Source organism: Paucibacter sp. XJ19-41 (assembly GCF_028462495.1).
Classification (GTDB): domain Bacteria; phylum Pseudomonadota; class Gammaproteobacteria; order Burkholderiales; family Burkholderiaceae_C; genus Roseateles_E.
Genome location: NZ_JAQOWX010000039.1, coordinates 1 through 19,818 on the forward strand (window position 1 = coordinate 1; position 19,818 = coordinate 19,818).

Sequence of the window (19,818 nt, forward strand, 5' to 3'; positions counted from 1 at the left end):
GATGTCGAGCGCATCGCCGCTCGCGTCGCGCTGCGCCAGGTGCGGCCGCGCGAGCTGACCGGCCTGCGCGCGACCCTGCAGATCCTGCCCGAGCTGGCCCAGACCCTGCCCAGCGGCGCGCCGCTGATCGCACAGCTGGCCGAGGGCCTGGCCGCCTCGCCGCATATCGAGGAGCTGCTGAGCCGCGCCATCGCCGAGGAGCCGGCCGTGCTCTTGCGCGACGGCGGCGTGATCGCCGCCGGCTTCGACGCCGAACTCGACGAGCTGCGCGGCATCAGCCAGAACTGCGATGCCTTCCTCTTGGACCTGGAGGCGCGCGAGCGCGCCCGCACCGGCATCGCCAATCTGCGCGTGCAGTTCAACAAGGTGCATGGCTTCTATATCGAGGTCACCCAGGGCCAGGTCGACAAGGTGCCGATGGACTACCAGCGCCGCCAGACCCTGAAGAATGCCGAGCGCTACATCACGCCCGAGCTGAAGGCCTTCGAGGACAAGGCGCTGTCGGCCCAGGAACGCTCGCTGGCGCGCGAGAAGCTGCTTTACGAAGCGGTGATCGACCATCTGGTCGAGGAGCTGCAGCCGCTGACCGCGCTGGGCCGCGCGCTGGCCAGCCTGGATGCGCTGGCGGCGCTGGCCGAGCGGGCCGCCAGCCTGCGCTGGTGCCGGCCCGAGTTCGTCAGCCAGCCCTGCATCGAGATCGGCGCCGGCCGGCATCCGGTGGTCGAGATGCGGCTGCGCGAGACCGGTGCCGGCGAGTTCATGGCCAATGACTGCCGGCTCGATGCCCGCACCCGCATGCTGATCATCACCGGCCCGAATATGGGCGGCAAGAGCACCTTCATGCGCCAGGTGGCCCTGATCAGCCTGCTGGCCGCGATCGGCTCCTATGTGCCGGCCACCAGCTGCCGGCTCGGGCCGATGGATGCGATTCACACCCGCATCGGCGCGGCCGACGACCTGGCCAATGCGCAATCGACCTTCATGCTGGAGATGACCGAGGCGGCCGCCATCCTGCACAGCGCGACCGAGCAGTCCCTGGTGCTGATGGACGAGATCGGGCGCGGCACCTCGACCTTCGACGGCCTGGCGCTGGCCGGTGCCATCGCCAGCCATCTGCATGACAAGAGCCGCGCGTTCACGCTGTTCGCGACCCACTACTTCGAGCTGACCGAGTTCCCGGCCAAGCATGCCGGCGCGCTCAACAGCCATGTCGGCGCGGTCGAGAGCGGCGACGACATCGTCTTCCTTCACGAGCTGCAAGCCGGCCCGGCCAGCCGCAGCTATGGCGTGCAGGTGGCGCGGCTGGCCGGCATGCCCGCCAGCCTGGTGCGCCAGGCCCGCGCCACGCTGGAGGCGCTGGAGGCCAAGGCCAGCGAGGACGAGGCGCAGATCGATCTGTTCGCCACGCCGCCCGAGCCGGTGGCCGCTGTCACCGAGGCGACCAGCCCGGCCCTGCTGGCGCTGCAAGATCTGGATCCCGACGCGCTGAGCCCGCGCGAGGCGCTCGACGCGCTGTACCGATTGAAGAAACTCAGCAAGACATGACCCTCGCCGCCGCGCCCAAAACCCTGGTTTTCTGGCGAAAGACTTGCTGCATATGAATCAAGGCACGCTCGTCTTTTCCCACGCCAACGGCTTCGGTGCCGGCTGCTACCGCATCTTGTTCGAGACCTGGCGCGCGGCCGGCTGGGAGGTCCACGCCCTGCCCCGCATCGGCCATGACCCGGCCTACCCGGTCACAAGCAACTGGCCGCATCTGCGCGATCAGCTGATCCATTTCATCGAGCGGGAGGTCAAGCCCCAGATGCAAGTGGATGGCCCGGTGATGCTGGCCGGCCATTCGCTGGGCGGCATGCTGAGCCTGCTGGTGGCCTGCCGCCGACCCGATCTGGTCGAGGGTCTGCTGATGCTGGACAGCCCGGTCGTCAGCGGCTGGCGCGCCCACAGCGTGCGCATGGCCAAGGCGACGCGGCTGATGCCCCGCGTCTCGCCGGGCAAGATCTCCAGCCAGCGCCGCCACGAATGGCCGACGCGGGCGGCCGTGCAGGAGCATTTCGCCGCCAAGCACAAGTTCGCCCGCTGGGACCCGCGGGTGCTGGCCGACTATGTGGCCAGCGGCTTCGAGGAGCAGGGGGACAAGACCCGGCTGGCTTTTCAGCGCGAGATCGAGACCCGCATCTACAACACCCTGCCCCACCATCTGCCGGCCCTGCTGCGCCGCCATCCGCCGCGCTGCCCGATCGGCTTTGTCGCCGGCACACAGTCCGAAGAACTGCGCCAGGCCGGGGCCGCCGCCTCGAAGGCGCTGGCGCGCCAGAATTTCCGCTGGATGGAAGGCAGCCACCTCTATCCCTTCGAGCGACCCGACGACACGGCCGCCCTGGTACTGCAAATGCTCGACGAGCTCCGGGCGGCGCGAGCCACCTCGCTATAATCACGCTTTACCACCACAGCGTTCTTGTACGGGCGCTGCAAGACATGACCAAGTACGTCTTCGTCACAGGCGGTGTGGTGTCCTCTCTCGGCAAGGGCATCGCATCGGCCTCACTGGCTGCCATCCTCGAATCGCGCGGCCTCAAGGTCACCCTGATCAAGCTCGATCCCTATATCAACGTGGATCCGGGCACGATGTCGCCCTTCCAGCATGGCGAGGTCTTCGTCACCGATGACGGGGCCGAAACCGATCTGGACCTGGGCCACTACGAGCGCTTCATCACGACGCGGATGAGGAAGAGCAATAACTTCACCACCGGCCAGATCTATATGTCGGTGCTGGAGAAGGAACGTCGCGGCGACTACCTCGGCAAGACCGTCCAGGTGATCCCCCACATCACCAATGAGATGCAGGACTTCATCCGTCGCGGCGCCGGTCAGGGCACGCCGGATGCCGTCGATGTGGCCATCGTCGAGATCGGCGGCACGGTCGGCGATATCGAATCGCTGCCCTTCCTCGAAGCGGCGCGCCAGATGAGCCTGAAGGCCGGCCCGAACAACGTCGCCTTCGTGCACCTGACCTATGTGCCCTGGATCGCTGCGGCCGGCGAGCTCAAGACCAAGCCGACCCAGCACACCGTGCAGAAGTTGCGCGAGATCGGCATCCAGCCGGACGCACTGCTGTGCCGCGCCGACCGCCGCATCCCGGACGATGAGCGCGAGAAGATCTCGCTTTTCACCAATGTGGCCGAGTACGGTGTGATCTCGATGTGGGACGTGAACACCATCTATAAGGTGCCACGCATGCTGCACGAGCAGGGCCTGGACCAGCTGATCTGCACCAAGCTGCAGCTCAACACCAAGTCCGCAGACCTGAAGCGCTGGGACACCCTGGTGCACGAGGTCGAGCATCCGACCAAGCATGTCACGATTGCGATGTGCGGCAAGTACACCGATCTGAGCGACTCTTACAAATCGCTCAACGAGGCGCTGCGCCACGCCGGTATCCACAACCACTCGGGTGTCAAGATCGAGTATGTGGACTCGGAACTGCTGACCCCCGACAACATCGACCAGTTGGGCCAGTACGACGCCATCCTGGTGCCGGGCGGCTTTGGCAAGCGCGGCGTCGAGGGCAAGATTCTGGCGGCCAAGTACGCCCGCGAGCACAAGGTGCCTTACCTGGGCATCTGCCTGGGCATGCAGGTCGCGACCATCGAGTACGCCCGCCATATGGCCGGCCTGGCCGGCGCCAATTCGACCGAGTTCGAGCCCGAGACACCGAACCCGGTGATCGCCTTGATCGACGAGTGGCAGGACGCCGACGGCACGATCCAGAAACGCGACGAAAAGAGCGATCTGGGCGGCACGATGCGCCTGGGCGCACAGAGCTCGGACGTCAAGCCCGGCACCCTGGCCCATGACATCTATGGCCCGGTTGTTACCGAGCGCCATCGCCACCGCTACGAGGCCAATGAGCACTATCTGGACCGTCTGCAAGAGGCCGGTCTGGTGATCTCGGCCATCACCCAGCGCGAGAAGCTGACCGAGATGGTCGAGCTGCCGCGCTCTGTCCATCCCTGGTATGTCGGCGTGCAGTTCCACCCGGAATTCAAGTCCACGCCATGGGACGGTCACCCGCTGTTCACCGCCTTTATCAAGGCGGCGCTGGAACACAAACAGGCCTGAAGGAGCTCCTGCCATGAAGCTGTGCGATTTTGAGGTCGGCATCGACCGCCCCTTCTTTCTGATCGCTGGCACCTGCTCGATCGAGGGCTTGGAGATGAGCATGGAAGTGGCAGGCCGGCTCAAGGAGGCCTGCTCGGCCCTGGGCATCCCGCTGATCTACAAGGGCTCCTTCGACAAGGCCAACCGCTCGTCGGGCAACACCAAGCGAGGCGTCGGCATGGACGCCGGCCTGAAGATCCTGGACGAGGTGCGTCGCCAGCTGGGCCTGCCCATCCTGACCGATGTGCATGATGAAGCCCAGGTGACCGATGTGGCCGCCGTGGTCGATGTGCTGCAGACCCCGGCCTTCCTGTGCCGCCAGACTGATTTCATCCGCGCGGTGGCCAAGTCGGGCAAGCCGGTGAACATCAAGAAGGGCCAGTTCCTCGCGCCCTGGGACATGAAGAACGTCATCGACAAGGCGCGCGACGCGGCTCGCGAAGCCGGCCTGTCAGAAGACCGTTTCCTGGCCTGCGAGCGCGGTGTGAGCTTTGGCTACAACAATCTCGTGGCTGATATGAGCAGCCTGGCCGAGATGCGCAAATCCGGCGCGCCGGTCGTGTTCGACGTGACCCACTCAGTGCAGAAGCCCGGTGGCCAGGGCACAATCAGCGGCGGCGCCCGCGAGATGGTGCCCGTGCTGGCCCGCGCCGGCGTCGGCGCTGGCGTGGCCGGTCTCTTCATGGAAACCCATCCGCGCCCTGCAGAGGCCTGGTCCGACGGACCCAACGCAGTGCCGCTGCAGCATATGCGCACGCTGCTGGAGCAACTCGTTGCGCTGGACCGCGTGGTCAAGACCCAGCCCCTTCTAGAAAACGATTTCTCCTGCTGAACCCATGCCCAGCGCCTACATCCTCGCCAACGTCCAGGTCACCAACCCCACGCAATACGAGGAGTACAAAAAGTTCTCCTCGGCCGCGATGCAAGCCCATGGCGCCGAAGTCTGCGTGCGCGGCGGCCAAGTAGAGGTGCTGGAGGGCGACTGGACTCCCGACCGTGTGGTCCTGTTGAAGTTCGCGTCGACCGCAGCCGCCCGTGCCTTCAATGACTCGCCCGAGTATGGACAGGCCCGCGCGGCGCGTCAGGGCGCGGCCGTGATGCGCATGGTCTTGATCGAAGGCGTTTGAGCCCACACACAGGCGGCAACTTGTTGTGCGCTGGTAACGAAAATCCGGCACCATCGCGCCGCCCCAAGATTTTTTGACCTTCTGGAGACCTCGAGACTATGAGCGCTATTGTTGATATCGTCGGCCGTGAAATCCTGGACAGCCGCGGCAATCCCACCGTCGAGTGCGATGTGCTGCTGGAGTCCGGCGTGATGGGCCGCGCCGCCGTGCCTTCGGGCGCATCGACCGGCTCGCGCGAAGCCATCGAGCTGCGCGACGGTGACAAGAGCCGCTATCTGGGCAAGGGCGTGTTGAAGGCCGTCGAGCACATCAACACCGAGATCTCCGAGGCCGTGCTGGGCCTGGACGCCTCCGAGCAGGCCTTTCTGGACCGCACGCTGATCGATCTGGACGGCACCGAGAACAAGAGCCGCCTGGGTGCGAACGCGATGCTGGCCGTCTCGATGGCCGTGGCCCGTGCCGCCGCCGAAGAGTCCGGTCTGCCGCTGTACCGCTATTTCGGCGGCATGAACGGCAACCAGCTGCCGGTGCCGATGATGAACGTCATCAACGGCGGCGAGCACGCCAACAACAATCTCGACCTGCAAGAGCTGATGATCATCCCGGTCGGCGCGCCGAGCTTCCGCGAAGCGCTGCGCTGGGGTGCCGAGGTCTTTCACGCCCTGAAGAAGATCCTGCACGATAAGCACATCAGCACCGCGGTCGGCGACGAAGGCGGCTTCGCGCCTAACGTCGAGAATCATGAGGCCGCGATCCAGATGATTCTGGAAGCGATCGACAAGGCCGGCTACACCGCAGGCGAGCAGATCGCCCTGGGCCTGGACTGCGCCGCCAGCGAGTTCTACAAGGACGGCAAGTATGTGCTCGAAGGCGAAGGCGGCATCAAGCTGTCTTCGCAAGAGTGGACGGATATGCTGGCCACCTGGGTCGACAAGTACCCGATCATCTCGATCGAAGACGGCATGGCCGAGGGCGACTGGGATGGCTGGAAGATCCTGACCGACCGCCTTGGCAAGAATGTGCAGATCGTTGGCGACGACCTCTTCGTCACCAACACCAAGATCCTGAAGGAAGGTATCGAGAAGGGCATCGCCAACTCGATCCTGATCAAGATCAACCAGATCGGTACGCTGACCGAGACCTTCGCCGCGATCGAGATGGCCAAGCGCGCCGGCTACACCGCCGTGATCTCGCACCGCTCGGGCGAGACGGAAGACTCGACAATCTCCGACATTGCCGTCGGCCTGAACGCCGGCCAGATCAAGACCGGCTCGCTGAGCCGCTCGGACCGCATGGCCAAGTACAACCAGCTGCTGCGCATCGAAGAAGACCTGGGCGATGTGGCCGTGTACCCCGGCCGTGCGGCCTTCTACAACCTGCGCTGATCGCGCGAGCAGCTAGACTGCGGGCGTGAAAATTCTCAGCATCATCCTGGCCGGCTTTCTGCTGGCCATCCAGGCCCAGCTCTGGTTCGGCAAGGGCGGCATGCCGCGTGTCGTGCAGCTGCGGGCCGAGCTGGCTGAGCAGCAGCTGGCCAATGACAAGGCCCGCGCCCGCAATGCGCAGCTCGACGCCGAGCTGCGCGATCTGCGCGAGGGCCTGGAGATGGTCGAGGAAAAGGCCCGCTTCGAGCTGGGCATGATCAAGCCCGACGAGATCTTCGTCCAGCTGCGCCGCTGAGATGGCCCCGTCATGATCGACGCGCTGCTGCAGCCGCTGCAACCCTTGCTCGCGCCGGCCTTCGAGGCCTTCGGTAGCCCGATCACCTGGACCGAGATCCTGGCCTTTGTGCTGGCGGTCTGGATGGTGGTGTGCAATATGCGCGTCCATGTGCTGGCCTGGCCGCTGGCTCTCTTGAGCTCCCTGCTCTACTTCCTGCTGTTCTGGAGCGGCAAGCTGTATGGCGAGGCGAGCTTGCAACTGGTCTTTGCCAGCCTGGCGATCTGGGGCTGGTGGCAATGGCTGCGCGGCAAGGATGAGCGGGGTCAGGCCTTGCGGGTGCGCCTGCTGAGCCCGCGCGGGCGCTGGCTGGCGGTGCTGGCCGTGCTGCTGGCCTGGCCGCTGCTGGGTCTGTTCCTGCAGCGCCAGACCGACTCGCCCGCGCCCTACTGGGATGCCTTCCCGACCGTGGCCAGCCTGCTGGGCCAGTATCTGCTGGGCCGCAAATACCAGGAGAACTGGAGCGTCTGGGTGCTGGTCAATGTGGTCAGCGTCAGCCTGTTCGCCTACAAGGGTTACTGGCTGACGGTGCTGCTGTATGCGGTCTTCATCCCGATGTCGGTGGCCGGCTGGCGTGCCTGGCAGCGCCAGCTGCGGCCTGCCGTCACGGCCTAGTCACCTGATGGCAGGCCTGTGCATTGCCATCGTCGGCGCCGAGAGCACCGGCAAGAGCCGCCTGGCGCAAGACCTAGCCCTGCGGCTGGCGGCCGATACCGGCCTGCGCTGCACTTTTGTCCCCGAATATCTGCGCGACTGGTGCGAGCGGGCCGGGCGCACGCCGCGCGCCGACGAGCAGGCGGCGATTGCCCGCATCCAACTCGAGCTGATCGATGCAGCCCGCATCGCCCACGAAGTCGTGATCGCCGACACCACGCCGCTGATGACGGCCGTCTACAGCCGGCTGCTGTTCGACGACGCCAGCCTGCTGCCCGGTGCCCTGGAATCGCAACGCCGCTTTGCGCTGACCCTGCTGACCGCGCTGGACCTACCCTGGGTGGCCGATGGCCTGCAGCGCGACGGCCCCCATGTGCAAGCCCCGGTTGACGCGGCGCTGCGGCAGGCGCTGATTCAGTCAAGGCTGAGCTGGGCCGTCATTGCCGGCCATGGCCAGGACCGGCTGGAGTCCGCGCTGACGGCGGTGACACCGCTGCTGAGCACGCGGGTCAAGGCCGGCCAAGGCCTGTTCACCCGTTTGCAGGCACGCCAGGACGCCCTGCCCTCGCAGGCCTGGATCTGCCGCGACTGTGATGTGCCCGAGTGCGAACACGCCAGCCTGCAGCGCACGCGACAACGAGAATCGGCCGGTTCCCCGGGTTTCGACACTTGACGTTGCCAAGCTCGGCCATCGACACTTGGCACTTGCTTGCAAACGTTTGCCTGGAGTGTCCTGATGATGAAGAGTTCCGCCCTCACCTTGCTGGCCTCGGCCCTGGTCCTGTCGGGCTGCGCGATGCTGAGCCCGACGGGCCCAGTGGCCGTCAAGGTGCTGGCGATCAATGACTTCCACGGCAATCTGAAGCCGAGCAGCGGCATCCGCATCAAGGATCCGGCCGATCCGAGCAAGACCATCACCGTGCCGGCTGGCGGTGCCGAGCATCTGGCCACCGCCACCCGGCAGCTGCTCGAGAAGAATCCCAACCACATCTTCGTCGCCGCCGGCGACCTGATCGGCGGCAGCCCGCTGTTGTCGGCGCTGTTCTATGACGAACCGACGATCGAATCGCTGAGCCTGATGGGGCTGGAAGTCGCGGCCGTCGGCAATCATGAGTTCGACGGCGGCATCGCCGAGCTGCTGCGCAAGCAGTATGGCGGCTGCCACCCCGAGCATGGCTGCAAGGGCCCGACCCAGTTCAAGGGCGCCAAGTTCCAGTATCTGGCCGCCAGCACCTGGGATACCAGGACCGGCAAGACCGTGCTGCCGGCCTATCACATCAAGCGCTTCAACGGCGTGCCTATGGCCTTCATCGGCCTGACCCTGAAGGGCACACCCGAGATCGTCACGCCCAGCGGCGTGGCCGGGCTGCGCTTCGATGACGAGGCCGAGACCGTCAACAAGCTGGTGCCCGAGCTGCGCGCCCAGGGCATCGAGGCGATCGCACTGCTGATCCATGAGGGCGGCTTCCCGACCGGTGACTACAACGAATGCCCCGGCATCTCCGGCCCCATCGTCGACATCGTCAAGAAGCTGGACAAGGCGGTCGACCTGGTCGTCAGCGGCCATACCCACCGCGCCTACCAGTGCAATATCGATGGCCGCCTGGTCACCAGCGGTGACAAGTACGGCACCATCGTCACCGAGATCGATCTGCAGCTCGACCCGAAGAGCCGCGACGTGATCAGCGCCAGTGCCAACAATGTGATCGTGCGCACCGAGCGCTATGCCAAGGACCCGGCCCAGACCCAGCTGATCGCCGCCTACGAGAAGCTGGCCGAGCCGCTGGCCAAGCGCGTCGTCGGCCGCATCAGCGACAGCATCTCGCGCGAGGCCAGCCCGGCCGGTGCGATGCCCATGGGCCAGCTGATCGCCGACGCCCAGCTGGCCGCGACGTCCGGCGCCAACGAGGGCGGCGCGGTGATCGCGCTGATGAACGCCGGCGGCGTGCGTGCCGCGCTGACCAAGAGCGCCAGCGGCGAGGTCACCTATGCAGACGCCTTTGCGGTCCAGCCCTTCTACAACAACCTGGTCACGCTGACGCTGACCGGCGCGCAGATCCACCGCCTGCTGGAGCAGCAATGGCGCAGCGAGGATGTGCGCGGCGCCTTCCTGCAGGTCTCCAAGGGCTTCAGCTACAGCTGGGATGCGAAGAAGCCGCTGGGCTCGCGCGTGCCGGCCGAGAGCATCAAGCTCAATGGCCAGACCCTGGATCCGCAGACCGGCTACCGCATCACCGTCAACAGCTTCATCGCCAGCGGCGGCGATGGCTTTCGCGTGCTGACCGAGGGCAAGAATGCGCTGACCGGCGTGATGGATGTGGACGCGCTGGAGCGCTATCTGAGCACCCAGCCCAATATCACGCCCAGCGCGCTGGACCGGGTCCAGCGCCTGAACTGAGCCGATTTACTGCAGGGTGCCCGAGCTCGGCTGGGCCTGATGGCCAACGGTGAAGAGCTCGGCCACGTCGACCGCGTCGTAGTGGTACTGCAGGCCGCAGAACTCGCAGCCGACCTCGACATGGCCGCGCTCGGCCACCACCGAGTCGATCTCCTCGCGGCCCAGGCTCTTCAGCATCGAACCCACCCGCTCGCGTGAACAGCTGCAGGCAAAGCTCGGGGTCTGCGGCTCGAAGCGGCGCACCGTTTCCTCCCAGAACAGCCGGCGCAAGATCGTGTCGGCATCCAGGGTCAGCAGCTCCTCGCTGGTCAGGGTCGCGGCCAGGATGCTGATGCGGTTGTAGGCATCGGACAGACCGATATCGTCCTCGTTCTTTGCACCGGCCAGATTGCCCTCGCCCTGTACCGGCAGGCGCTGGATCAGCAGGCCGGCGGCGATCTGGTCATTGGCCGCCAGCACCAGCTTGGTGTCCAGCTGCTCGGACTGCAGCATGTAGTGCTCCAGCACCTCGGACAGCTGCTGCAGTGGCTCGCGCTGGTCGCCATGCAGGGGCACGACGCCCTGGTAGGGCTGCTGGCCCGGGAATTTGTCCTTGGGGTCCAGCGTGATCGCGCAGCGGCCCTTGCCGTGCACATTCAGCATCGCCTCCAGCTTGGCACCCTCCGGCACCTCGCCGACCAGCTTGGCGGTGGCGCGGAAGCTCAGATCCGGCTGCACCTCGGCCACGGCCAGCTTGACCGGGCCATCGCCGAAGACCTGCAGCACCAGGGCGCCGTTGAACTTGATGTTCGACTGCATCAGCACGCCAGCGGCCGCCATCTCGCCCAGCAGCGAACGCAGCTCGGGCGGATGGGCACCGACCGTCTCGCGGCGCTTGAGCACCTCTTGCCAGCTGCCAGTCAGGCGCACCAGCATGCCGCGCACCGGCAGGCCTTCGAACAGGAATTTATGCAGTTCACTCATCACTTGATCTTTTTCAAACCCGTCGAGTAGCGCCGGGAGTTGTCTATGTAGTGGCGGGCGCTGGCTTTTAAACCTTCGATCTGGGCCGGGCTCAGCTCGCGCACCACCTTGGCCGGGCTGCCGACGATCAGCACCCCGTCCGGGAATTCCTTGCCCTCGGTCACCAGCGCGCCGGCGCCGACCAGCGAGTTCTTGCCGATCTTCGCGCCATTGAGCACCACCGCACCAATGCCGATCAGCGAGTTCTCACCCACCGTGCAGCCATGCAGCATGACCTGGTGGCCAACGGTGACGTTCTCGCCCAGTTGCAGCGGGAAACCGGTGTCGGCATGCAGCACCGAGCCGTCCTGGATATTCGTGCCCCGGCCTAGGCTCAGCGTGTCGCTGTCGCCGCGCAAGACGGCGTTGAACCACACGCTGCAGTCCTCGGCCAGCGTGACCCGGCCTATCACCTGGGCGCTGTCGGCCACCCAGGCCGAATCGGCAATATCGGGCTTGTGCTCGCCCAGCTCATAGATGGCCATCGCTCGTCCCTTCTGGGCGCAAAGCGATAATTGTAAGAATGGAAGCCCGTAGCCGTGCCCTGAAGGTCTTGTGTATCGCCGATCCGGCGGAAAAAGCGACAGCGGCACGCGCGCTCTATGACGCTGCCCAGGCCGACCTTCCGCTCGACAGGGCCCAGGCATTCACCCGGCCGGACGGTCTGCCGGGCCGTCCCGAGCGCCCGCAGCTGGTGCCGACGCTGCAAGTGCCCAAACGCTCGCCCTTCACAACCGAAGGCCGCGCCGCGCTGTTGCACGCGATTGCCCATATCGAGTTCAACGCCATCAATCTGGCGCTGGACGCGGTCTGGCGCTTTGCCGGCATGCCGCGCGAGTTCTATCTGGACTGGCTCAAGGTCGCGGCCGAGGAGGCCCTGCATTTCACGCTGCTGCACGAGCATCTGCAAGGCCTCGGCCGGCAGTACGGTGACTTCGACGCCCATGACGGCCTGTGGACCATGGCCGAGCGCACCGCCGGCGATGTGCTGGCCCGCATGGCCCTGGTGCCGCGCACGCTGGAAGCGCGCGGCCTCGACGCCACGCCGCCGCTGCAGGCCAAGCTGGCCCGCGCCGGCGACAGCCGCGCGGTCGAGATCCTGGACATCATCCTGCGCGACGAGATCGGCCATGTCGAGATCGGCAACCGCTGGTATCGCCAGCTGTGCCGCGAGCGCGGCCTCGACCCGGTGGCCCTCTATCCCGATCTGGTCCGCCAGTACGAGGCGCCCCGGCTGCGCCCGCCCTTCAATCTGGTGGCCCGCCATGCGGCGGGCTTCAGCGCGGAAGAGCTGGCCTATCTGCAATCCTAGTCACGGGCAAGTACACTAGTGCCTGTATGCCTCGCTGGATTCTTGCCATCCTCACCGCTGTGATGCTCGTCCTTGCACTTGCGCCCGCGTCGGGACAGGTGCAGGCGCCGATGAGCGGCCAGCAAGCGCACTGTGACAGTCTGGAGCTGCCGGGCCAGGACGCCCCCTCAGGCGTGCTCGCCGAGCATCTGCCCATGGACGGCCCGCTGGAGATCCCCGAGCTGTTCGACGCCCCTCGCCCGCTTCGATCCGAGGAGCGCGCCGCTATGGCACCGCCAAGTTTGAATGCGGCCGTGATGCCGCCGCCCTATCTGAAGGGCCCGCAACGGCCTCCCCGCGCGGCTGCCCTGCACGCCTGAGCGCCCCGCACGGCGCCCCGGGCGTGGCTTCTCCGCGCCTTTGCCTCTTCTCTCGTTCTTGAACTCACTCGGCGCGACCAGCCCCTGAAGCTGGCCGCCATCGGACCTACCGGCCATGGACTTTCTTCTCGACCCCAATATCTGGATCGCCTTCGCGATGCTGACCGCCCTGGAAATCGTCCTGGGCATCGACAACATCATCTTCATCTCCATCCTGGTCGGCCGCCTGCCGCCGCACATGCGCGACAAGGCACGCCGCCTGGGGCTGGGTTTTGCGATGGTGTCGCGCCTGGCTTTGCTGTTCACGCTGAGCTGGGTGATGGGGCTGACCGCCGATCTGTTCACGGTGCTGGGGCAAGGCATCAGCGGGCGCGACCTGGTGCTGCTGTTCGGTGGCCTGTTCCTCCTCTACAAGGCCTCGCACGAGATCTTTGTCGAGGTCGAGGCGCATGAGCAGGACGGCCCGCCGGTCACAGAAACGGCCGAGATGAAGGCCGCCGGCCAGCGCCTGTTCTGGGCCATCATCGGCCAGATCGCCATCATCGACATCGTGTTCTCGCTGGACTCGGTCATCACCGCCGTCGGCATGGTCGACCAGATCGGTGTGATGGTGGCCGCCGTCGTGACCTCGGTCGGCGTGATGCTGGTCGCCGCCAAGCCGATCGGCGACTTCGTCGACCGTCACCCCTCGGTCAAGGTGCTGGCCCTGGCCTTCCTCGTGATGGTGGGCATGGCGCTGACCGCCGAGGCCTTCGATCAAGAAATTCCCAAGGGCTATATCTACGCCGCGATGTGCTTCTCGCTGGCGGTCGAAGCCCTGAACATCCGGGCCCGCAGCAAGCGCCAGGCGCTGGCCAAGTCCGAATCCGTCTCTCATTCCCACTCCAAGGAGCTGTCATGAACCAAAACCTGAACCACTACGCCACCGCCACCGGCGGCACGGCCGTCAGCGTTGAACGCAACCGCGTGCTGCGCAACACCTACTGGCTGCTGGCCCTGTCCATGGTGCCCACAGTGCTGGGCGCATGGCTGGGCGTCAGCACCGGCATCGCCCGCGCGATGTCGCCGATGGTCAGTCTGATCGTCTTCATGGCCGGCGCCTTCGGCTTCATGTACGCGATCGAGAAAACCAAGAACTCGGCCGCCGGCGTGCCGATGCTGCTGGCCTTCACCTTCTTCATGGGCGTGATGCTGTCGCGCCTGGTCGGCTCGGTGCTGGGCCTGGCCAATGGCGCCAGCCTGATCATGACGGCCTTCGCCGGCACCGGGGCAATCTTCCTGGGCATGGCCTCGCTGTCTTCGGTGATCAAGCGCGATCTGAGCTCGATGGGCAAGTTCCTCTTCATCGGCATGATCATGCTGCTGGTGGCCGGCATCGCCAACATCTTCCTGCAGTCCAGCGCGCTGATGATCACGCTGTCGGTGCTGGCGATCGGCATCTTCTCGGCCTTCATCCTGTACGACCTCAAGCGCGTGCAGGACGGCCTGGAAACCAACTACATCACCGCCACTTTGGGCGTCTATCTGAGCATCTACAACGTGTTCCAGTCGCTGCTGGCCCTGCTGGGCATCTTCGGTGGCCGTGACGAGTAAATAGCGCCCCCGCCCGCGAGTACGCGAACGCCCCCCAAGGGGGCGCAAGTCGTTCTCGGGGCGGCGCGGCCAACGCCTTGTCTGTGATCGAGAAGCAAGGGCGGGACTTATCATCCCGCCCTTGCTCATTTTTGCGCCCGCCGTCTGTGTCCCGCGTCCAAGCCAATCTCCTGCTCGTTCTCATCGCCCTGATCTGGGGCTCGGCCTTTGTCGCGCAAAGCCATGGCATGGCCGATGTCGGGCCGATGGCCTTCACCGGCGTGCGCTTTCTGATCGGCGCCCTGGTCGTGGCCCCGCTGGCCTGGCGCGAGTGGCAGGGCCTGCAGCGGCAGAGCCGCGCGCTGCAACCGGTCGACGGGCTGAAGATAGCTGGCCTGGGCAGCCTGTTGCTGCTGGGCGCGGCAATGCAGCAGATCGGCATCGTCAGCACCACGGTCACCAATGCCGGCTTCCTGACGGCGCTGTATGTGCCTCTTGTGCCAGTGCTCGGTTGGCTGCTGCTGCGCCAGTTGCCGCACTGGTCGGTCTGGCCCGGAGCGCTGGCCTGCCTGGTGGGCGCCTTTTTGCTGTCCGGCGCTCACACGCTGCAGGTCAGTCTGGGCGACAGCTGGATCATCGCCTCCGCCCTACCCTGGGCCCTGCATGTGTTGCTGGTCGGCCGGGTGGCCGACCGGATGAACGCACCCTTTCTAGTGGCGGGCGGGCAATTCCTGGTCTGCGGCCTGCTGTCGCTGGCCTGGGCCCTGCTGTTCGAGCCGCTCAGCTGGGCCGGCCTGCAGGCGGCGTCGCTCCCGATTGCCTATACCGGCGTGCTGTCGGTGGGCGTAGCCTTCACCGCCCAGGTGGTGGCCCAGCGCTATGCCCATGCGGCCGATGCCGCCATCATCCTGTCCTCCGAAACACTGTTCGCGGCGCTGTTCGGCTATCTGCTGATGGGCGATCGGCTGGGTGAGGCCGGCCTGCTGGGCTGCGGCCTGATCCTGGCCAGCATGTTGGCGATCCAGTTGCTGCCCCTGCTGCGGACCCGGAAACCGGTGTTTATTAGCGAAAACCCTTAGGTTTTTCACAGGGTTTTCACTTATTCATGACAGAATCGCTCTCGAAGTCATTCATTTGAATGGCAACGGAGACTCGAATCATGACCAACGCTAATATTTCGCTGAGCCACAACAACGCCTACCTGCTGGCCGATTCCGCCAGCGCGTCCAGCGGTCGCATCGAGACCTATGCTTTTGCCGCGCTGCTGGCCCTGTTCGGCGCCACCTCGCTGCTGGCCCTGCTTGGCGCCTGATCGACTGGGCAGTTCGACCGGCCACAGCGCCCGCTAGAGTTCGAACGCCGTCGTTTTCTTGACGGTTCGCAGCACCAGCATTGAATTCGAGCGCGCCACCCCGGGCAGATGCATCAGCACATCGCTATGCAGGCGCTCAAGGTCTTCGGCGTCCTTGTAGGCAAAGCGCAAGAGATAGTCATTGGTGCCGGCCACATAGAAGCAGTCGAGGATCTCCGGCACATCGCGCACCGCCTGCTCGAAGGCACCCAGCGCCTGCGGCGTCATGCGCTCCAGATTGATGATGGTGTAGCTGGTGCCGGGCTTGCCCACCGCCTTCGGATTGACCAGGGCCACATAGCCGGCGATCACCCCCGCGTCCTCCAGCTGTTTGACCCGGCGCAGACAGGCCGACGGCGACAGATGCACCCGCTGCGCCAGCTCCACATTGGAGCGCCGGCCATCCTGCTGCAGCTCCCTGAGGATGGCCCTGTCAATCGCATCCAGTTGCACTTCTGAGCCCATCGTTCGAATTTCCTGCGGTTTGATCGGCAGATGATCGCACGAAGATGCAAAGACACGGGTTAACGCCAGGCCATTGCGCCTGCATATTGCGCGCATCCCTGTCTAGACTGGTCGGCATTCAAGGAGCCCTGCCATGTCTGACCACACCCCCCATCCCGCGATGGACGCCTACTGGATGCCGTTCACCGCGAACCGCCAGTTCAAGAAGGCGCCGCGCCTGCTGACCCGTGCCGACGGTATGTATTTCACGGACGACAAGGGCCGCCAGATCCTGGACGGCATTGCCGGCCTGTGGTGCGTCAACGCCGGCCACAACCGACCCAAGATCGTCCAGGCCATCCAGCAGCAGGCGGCCGAGCTGGACTTCGCCCCGCCCTTCCAGATGGCCCATCCCAAGGCCTTCGAGCTGGCCGAGCGCCTGGCCGCGCTGACCCCGGCCGGGCTTAACAAGGTGTTCTTCACGAACTCGGGTTCGGAGTCGGTCGAGACCGCGTTGAAGATGGCCATCGCCTACCACCGCGTGCGTGGCGAGGGCGCGCGCACCCGGCTGATCGGCCGCGAGCGCGGCTATCACGGCGTCAATTTCGGCGGCATCTCGGTCGGCGGCATGGTGGCCAACCGCAAGATGTTCGGCACCCTGCTCAGCGGCGTCGACCATATCCGCCACACCCATGACCACGCGCGCAATGCCTTCTCGCTGGGCCAACCGGCCCATGGCGCCGAGTTCGCCGACGATCTCGAGCGCCTGATCGCGCTGCATGACGCCAGCACCATCGCTGCGGTGATCGTCGAGCCGGTCGCCGGCTCCACCGGGGTGCTGATCCCGCCGCAGGGCTATCTGCAGCGCCTGCGCGAGATTTGCGACAAGCACGGCATCCTCTTGATCTTCGACGAGGTCATCACCGGCTTCGGCCGCACCGGCAACCCCTTTGGCGCCCAGACCTTCGGCGTCACACCGGACCTGATGACGGTGGCCAAGGGCCTGACCAATGGCTGCGTGCCGATGGGCGCGGTGTTCGCCAAGCAAGGCATCCACGACGCCTTCATGAACGGGCCCGAGCACCTGATCGAGTTCTTCCACGGCTACACCTACTCGGCCCATCCGCTGGCCTGTGCCGCCGCGCTGGGCACGCTGGACACGTATGCCGACGAGGGCCTGCTGACCCGTGCGGCCGAGCTGCAGGGCTATTTCGCCGAGAGCCTGCATGCGCTGAGGAACGAGCCCCATGTGATCGACATCCGCAATATCGGCCTGGTCGGCGGCATCGAGCTGGCGCCCCTGCCGGGCGAGCCGGCCAAGCGCGCCTTCAACATCTTCCTGGACTGCTATGAGAAGGGCCTGCTGATACGCACGACCGGCGACACCATCGCGCTGTCGCCGCCGCTGATCATCGAGCGCAGCCATATCGACCAGATCGTCGACACCTTGCGCGGCGCCTTGAAACGGGCCGCCTGAAACACAGGCATGATGGGGTCACTTCGGTGGCCCTTTGCGTTTATGACCTTGTCTTCCCGTAAGCCCGTGGTGCTGGTGCCGGCCTGCAACCGCATGATGGGCGAGCATCCCTTCCAGATGGCCGGCAAGAAATACATCGACGCGGTGCGCCTGGCCGGCTGCCTGCCGCTGATCGTGCCGGCCAGCACGCCCGACGAGCTGGACGAGCTGCTGGCCCTGGCCGACGGCCTGCTGCTGACCGGCTCGCAGAGCAATGTCCACCCCAGCCATTTCGGCGAGACCGTGCACGACCAGAGCCTGCCGCTGGATCCGCTGCGCGATGCCTGGACCCTGCCGCTGATCCCCAAGGCCTTGGCCCTGGGCTTACCGCTGCTGGGCATCTGCCGCGGTTTCCAGGAGGCCAATGTGGCGCTGGGCGGCAGCCTGCACCAGGCCGTGCAGGAGCAGCCGGGGCTGCGGGACCATCGCGCCGCCAAGGGCCAGCCGCCCGAGATCCAGTACGCCAGCGCCCACCCGGTCCAGGTCCTGCCCGGCGGCCAGCTGGCCGCGATCCTGGGTTCGAGCGCGCCCATCGAGGTCAACTCGCTGCATGGCCAGGGCATCAAGCGCCTGGCGCCGGGCCTGCGCGTTGAGGCCCTGGCCGAGGACGGCCTGGTCGAGGCCTTCACGGTGGCCGATGCGCCGGGTTTCTCGCTGTGCGTGCAATGGCATCCGGAGTGGCTGGCGCACAGCAACCCGATTTCCCAACGTCTGCTGCAGGCCTTCGGACAAGCCTGTCGCGATTACCAAGGCAACAAAGTCAGTAACTGGCGGACCTAGGAGCCCCGCCCGCCGGACATCCGATCCCATCAACCGAGGAGGTGCAGCATGGTGGTACGAGACAAGTTCACATTCAGCGAGCTGGAGCAATGGTTCCGCGAGCACGGGGTCACCGAGATCGAGTGCCTGGTGCCCGATCTGACCGGCGTGGCGCGCGGCAAGATCCTGCCGCGCGAGAAGTTCACCGAGGATCGCGGCATGCGCCTGCCCGAGGCCGTGGTCGCAATGGGTGTCACCGGCGAGTTCCCCGAGGAAGGTCCGTACTACGATGTGATCAGCCCGAACGACCGGGACATGCATCTGCGCGCCGACCCCACCACCGCCCGTCTCGTGCCCTGGGCCAGCGACCCGACCGCGCAAATCATCCACGACTGCTTCGACCGCCACGGCCAGCTCGTGCCCTTCGCGCCGCGCTCGGTGCTGCGCCGGGTCTGCGGCCTGTTTGACGACGAGGGCTGGGAGCCGGTGGTCGCGCCCGAGCTGGAGTTCTATCTGGTGGCTCGCAACAGCGATCCCGACATGCCGCTGAAGCCGCCGGTGGGCCGCAGCGGCCGCGCCGAAACCTCGCGCCAGGCCTACTCGATCGACGCGGTCAACGAGTTCGACCCGCTGTTCGAGGATGTCTACGACTACTGCGAGAAGATGCAGCTCAATGTCGACACCCTGATCCACGAGATCGGCGCCGGCCAGATGGAGATTAACTTCTTTCACGGCCATCCGCTGGGCCTGGCCGACGAGGTCTTCTTCTTCAAACGCACGGTGCGCGAGGCGGCGCTGCGCCACGATATGTTCGCCACCTTCATGGCCAAGCCGATTGCCGGCGAGCCGGGCAGCGCGATGCATGTGCATCAGAGCCTGGTCGACAAGCGCAGCGGCCGCAATCTGTTCAGCAACGAGGACGGCACGCCCAGCCGCGAGTTCTTCTGGTACATCGGCGGTCTGCAAAAACACATCCCGGCCGCGATGGCGCTGTTCGCCCCCTATGTCAACAGCTACCGCCGCCTGGCCCGCCACACCGCCGCGCCAATCAATATCCAGTGGGGCACCGACAACCGCACCGTCGGCATCCGCGCACCGCTGGCGCCGCCGGCCGCGCGGCGCGTCGAGAACCGCGTGATCGGCGCCGATGCCAACCCCTATGTGGCCCATGCCGCGACCCTGGCCTGCGGCTATCTGGGCATCAAGAACCGCATCGAGCCGACCGCCGAATGCAAGGGCGATGCCTATCTGGGCGACTACCAGTTGCCGCGCAGCCTGGGCGAGGCGCTGGCCCTGCTGCGCGCCGACAAGGAGCTGGCCGCCGTGCTCGGCGAGTCCTTCATCACCGTCTACTCGGAGATCAAGGAGATCGAGTACGCCGAGTTCATGAAGGTGATCTCGCCCTGGGAGCGCGAACACCTGCTGCTGCATGTCTGAGGAGGAC

At 65.9% G+C, this 19,818-nt stretch carries 22 protein-coding genes; 19 read left to right on the top strand and 3 right to left on the bottom strand.

Annotation, left to right across the window (positions count from 1 at the left end; all coding sequences use genetic code 11):
- The 10 genes from mutS to PO768_RS12185 all read left to right on the top strand — a co-directional run.
- Positions 1-1,545, top strand: a 1,545-nt coding sequence (gene mutS, locus PO768_RS12140) for a DNA mismatch repair protein MutS (protein WP_272646275.1), incomplete at its 5' end; no start/stop codon positions are given.
- Positions 1,546-1,597: 52 nt separating this feature from the next.
- Positions 1,598-2,434: an alpha/beta hydrolase gene (locus PO768_RS12145; RefSeq protein ID WP_272646276.1), complete on the top strand. Its 837-nt coding sequence runs from the start codon at positions 1,598-1,600 to the stop codon at positions 2,432-2,434.
- A 44-nt stretch (positions 2,435-2,478) separates the two neighbouring features.
- Complete coding sequence (locus PO768_RS12150) at positions 2,479-4,122, top strand: CTP synthase (RefSeq protein WP_266004991.1); 1,644 nt, start codon at positions 2,479-2,481, stop codon at positions 4,120-4,122.
- Between the two features lie 13 nt (positions 4,123-4,135).
- Complete coding sequence (kdsA, locus tag PO768_RS12155) at positions 4,136-4,993, top strand: 3-deoxy-8-phosphooctulonate synthase (RefSeq protein ID WP_272646277.1); 858 nt, start codon at positions 4,136-4,138, stop codon at positions 4,991-4,993.
- Between the two features lie 4 nt (positions 4,994-4,997).
- The gene (locus PO768_RS12160) at positions 4,998-5,288 is read left to right on the top strand and encodes a DUF1330 domain-containing protein (protein ID WP_272646278.1); all 291 of its coding nucleotides are present in this window, start codon (positions 4,998-5,000) and stop codon (positions 5,286-5,288) included.
- 98 nt (positions 5,289-5,386) lie between these two features.
- Positions 5,387-6,673 carry a phosphopyruvate hydratase gene (eno, locus tag PO768_RS12165; RefSeq protein WP_137945019.1) on the top strand — a complete coding sequence of 429 codons (1,287 nt, stop codon included), beginning with the start codon at positions 5,387-5,389 and terminating at the stop codon, positions 6,671-6,673.
- A 25-nt stretch (positions 6,674-6,698) separates the two neighbouring features.
- Positions 6,699-6,968: a cell division protein FtsB gene (ftsB, locus tag PO768_RS12170; RefSeq protein ID WP_137945018.1), complete on the top strand. Its 270-nt coding sequence runs from the start codon at positions 6,699-6,701 to the stop codon at positions 6,966-6,968.
- Positions 6,969-6,980: 12 nt separating this feature from the next.
- On the top strand, positions 6,981-7,622 hold the full coding sequence (pnuC, locus tag PO768_RS12175; RefSeq protein WP_137945017.1) for a nicotinamide riboside transporter PnuC: 642 nt from the start codon (positions 6,981-6,983) through the stop codon (positions 7,620-7,622).
- Positions 7,623-7,629: 7 nt separating this feature from the next.
- The gene (locus tag PO768_RS12180) at positions 7,630-8,334 is read left to right on the top strand and encodes an AAA family ATPase (protein WP_272646279.1); all 705 of its coding nucleotides are present in this window, start codon (positions 7,630-7,632) and stop codon (positions 8,332-8,334) included.
- Between the two features lie 63 nt (positions 8,335-8,397).
- Complete coding sequence (locus PO768_RS12185) at positions 8,398-10,059, top strand: bifunctional metallophosphatase/5'-nucleotidase (protein WP_272646280.1); 1,662 nt, start codon at positions 8,398-8,400, stop codon at positions 10,057-10,059.
- A gap of 6 nt (positions 10,060-10,065) precedes the next feature.
- On the opposite strand, the gene hslO is transcribed toward PO768_RS12185, so the two are convergent.
- Both hslO and PO768_RS12195 read right to left on the bottom strand, forming a co-directional pair.
- A complete protein-coding gene (gene hslO, locus PO768_RS12190) occupies positions 10,066-11,022 on the bottom strand; it encodes an Hsp33 family molecular chaperone HslO (protein ID WP_137945015.1) in 957 nt (318 codons plus the stop codon).
- Positions 11,022-11,546, bottom strand: a complete 525-nt coding sequence (locus PO768_RS12195; protein WP_272646281.1) for a gamma carbonic anhydrase family protein — start codon at positions 11,544-11,546, stop codon at positions 11,022-11,024. Before PO768_RS12195 ends, hslO begins: the two co-directional genes overlap by 1 nt.
- Before the next feature lie 38 nt (positions 11,547-11,584).
- Between PO768_RS12195 and PO768_RS12200 the strand changes: the two genes are divergently transcribed.
- From PO768_RS12200 to PO768_RS12225, 6 genes are all read left to right on the top strand, one after another.
- Positions 11,585-12,373, top strand: coding sequence for a ferritin-like domain-containing protein (locus PO768_RS12200; protein ID WP_272646282.1), 789 nt, complete (start codon positions 11,585-11,587; stop codon positions 12,371-12,373).
- A gap of 26 nt (positions 12,374-12,399) precedes the next feature.
- The gene (locus PO768_RS12205; RefSeq protein WP_272646283.1) at positions 12,400-12,732 is read left to right on the top strand and encodes a hypothetical protein; all 333 of its coding nucleotides are present in this window, start codon (positions 12,400-12,402) and stop codon (positions 12,730-12,732) included.
- Positions 12,733-12,847: 115 nt separating this feature from the next.
- Positions 12,848-13,633, top strand: a complete 786-nt coding sequence (locus PO768_RS12210; protein ID WP_272646284.1) for a TerC family protein — start codon at positions 12,848-12,850, stop codon at positions 13,631-13,633.
- A complete protein-coding gene (locus PO768_RS12215; protein ID WP_272646285.1) occupies positions 13,630-14,325 on the top strand; it encodes a Bax inhibitor-1/YccA family protein in 696 nt (231 codons plus the stop codon). Before PO768_RS12210 ends, PO768_RS12215 begins: the two co-directional genes overlap by 4 nt.
- A 146-nt stretch (positions 14,326-14,471) precedes the next feature.
- Positions 14,472-15,383, top strand: a complete 912-nt coding sequence (locus PO768_RS12220) for a DMT family transporter (protein ID WP_272646286.1) — start codon at positions 14,472-14,474, stop codon at positions 15,381-15,383.
- A gap of 80 nt (positions 15,384-15,463) precedes the next feature.
- Positions 15,464-15,616 carry a hypothetical protein gene (locus PO768_RS12225; RefSeq protein ID WP_171018425.1) on the top strand — a complete coding sequence of 51 codons (153 nt, stop codon included), beginning with the start codon at positions 15,464-15,466 and terminating at the stop codon, positions 15,614-15,616.
- 33 nt (positions 15,617-15,649) lie between these two features.
- Here the strand turns inward: PO768_RS12225 and PO768_RS12230 are convergent, their stop codons facing one another.
- Positions 15,650-16,120: an Lrp/AsnC family transcriptional regulator gene (locus PO768_RS12230; protein WP_137945008.1), complete on the bottom strand. Its 471-nt coding sequence runs from the start codon at positions 16,118-16,120 to the stop codon at positions 15,650-15,652.
- A 133-nt stretch (positions 16,121-16,253) separates the two neighbouring features.
- On the opposite strand from PO768_RS12230, the gene PO768_RS12235 reads away from it, so the two are divergent.
- The 3 genes from PO768_RS12235 to PO768_RS12245 are packed head-to-tail and all read left to right on the top strand — an operon-like array spanning position 16,254 to position 19,811.
- On the top strand, positions 16,254-17,576 hold the full coding sequence (locus PO768_RS12235; RefSeq protein WP_137945007.1) for an aspartate aminotransferase family protein: 1,323 nt from the start codon (positions 16,254-16,256) through the stop codon (positions 17,574-17,576).
- Between the two features lie 42 nt (positions 17,577-17,618).
- Complete coding sequence (locus tag PO768_RS12240) at positions 17,619-18,395, top strand: gamma-glutamyl-gamma-aminobutyrate hydrolase family protein (RefSeq protein WP_272646287.1); 777 nt, start codon at positions 17,619-17,621, stop codon at positions 18,393-18,395.
- 48 nt (positions 18,396-18,443) lie between these two features.
- Complete coding sequence (locus PO768_RS12245) at positions 18,444-19,811, top strand: glutamine synthetase family protein (protein WP_137945005.1); 1,368 nt, start codon at positions 18,444-18,446, stop codon at positions 19,809-19,811.
- Positions 19,812-19,818: the final 7 nt, after the last annotated feature.

What these genes read in the sequence shown, in the direction of transcription:
- PO768_RS12145 (WP_272646276.1), top strand. Translation starts at nt 1,598, where the DNA reads ATGAATCAAGGCACGCTCGTCTTTTCCCACGCCAACGGCTTCGGTGCC.
- PO768_RS12150 (WP_266004991.1), top strand. Translation starts at nt 2,479, where the DNA reads ATGACCAAGTACGTCTTCGTCACAGGCGGTGTGGTGTCCTCTCTCGGC.
- kdsA (WP_272646277.1), top strand. Translation starts at nt 4,136, where the DNA reads ATGAAGCTGTGCGATTTTGAGGTCGGCATCGACCGCCCCTTCTTTCTG.
- PO768_RS12160 (WP_272646278.1), top strand. Translation starts at nt 4,998, where the DNA reads ATGCCCAGCGCCTACATCCTCGCCAACGTCCAGGTCACCAACCCCACG.
- eno (WP_137945019.1), top strand. Translation starts at nt 5,387, where the DNA reads ATGAGCGCTATTGTTGATATCGTCGGCCGTGAAATCCTGGACAGCCGC.
- pnuC (WP_137945017.1), top strand. Translation starts at nt 6,981, where the DNA reads ATGATCGACGCGCTGCTGCAGCCGCTGCAACCCTTGCTCGCGCCGGCC.
- PO768_RS12180 (WP_272646279.1), top strand. Translation starts at nt 7,630, where the DNA reads ATGGCAGGCCTGTGCATTGCCATCGTCGGCGCCGAGAGCACCGGCAAG.
- PO768_RS12185 (WP_272646280.1), top strand. Translation starts at nt 8,398, where the DNA reads ATGATGAAGAGTTCCGCCCTCACCTTGCTGGCCTCGGCCCTGGTCCTG.
- hslO (WP_137945015.1), bottom strand. Translation starts at nt 11,022, where the DNA reads ATGAGTGAACTGCATAAATTCCTGTTCGAAGGCCTGCCGGTGCGCGGC.
- PO768_RS12195 (WP_272646281.1), bottom strand. Translation starts at nt 11,546, where the DNA reads ATGGCCATCTATGAGCTGGGCGAGCACAAGCCCGATATTGCCGATTCG.
- PO768_RS12200 (WP_272646282.1), top strand. Translation starts at nt 11,585, where the DNA reads ATGGAAGCCCGTAGCCGTGCCCTGAAGGTCTTGTGTATCGCCGATCCG.
- PO768_RS12205 (WP_272646283.1), top strand. Translation starts at nt 12,400, where the DNA reads ATGCCTCGCTGGATTCTTGCCATCCTCACCGCTGTGATGCTCGTCCTT.
- PO768_RS12210 (WP_272646284.1), top strand. Translation starts at nt 12,848, where the DNA reads ATGGACTTTCTTCTCGACCCCAATATCTGGATCGCCTTCGCGATGCTG.
- PO768_RS12215 (WP_272646285.1), top strand. Translation starts at nt 13,630, where the DNA reads ATGAACCAAAACCTGAACCACTACGCCACCGCCACCGGCGGCACGGCC.
- PO768_RS12225 (WP_171018425.1), top strand. Translation starts at nt 15,464, where the DNA reads ATGACCAACGCTAATATTTCGCTGAGCCACAACAACGCCTACCTGCTG.
- PO768_RS12230 (WP_137945008.1), bottom strand. Translation starts at nt 16,120, where the DNA reads ATGGGCTCAGAAGTGCAACTGGATGCGATTGACAGGGCCATCCTCAGG.
- PO768_RS12235 (WP_137945007.1), top strand. Translation starts at nt 16,254, where the DNA reads ATGTCTGACCACACCCCCCATCCCGCGATGGACGCCTACTGGATGCCG.
- PO768_RS12240 (WP_272646287.1), top strand. Translation starts at nt 17,619, where the DNA reads ATGACCTTGTCTTCCCGTAAGCCCGTGGTGCTGGTGCCGGCCTGCAAC.
- PO768_RS12245 (WP_137945005.1), top strand. Translation starts at nt 18,444, where the DNA reads ATGGTGGTACGAGACAAGTTCACATTCAGCGAGCTGGAGCAATGGTTC.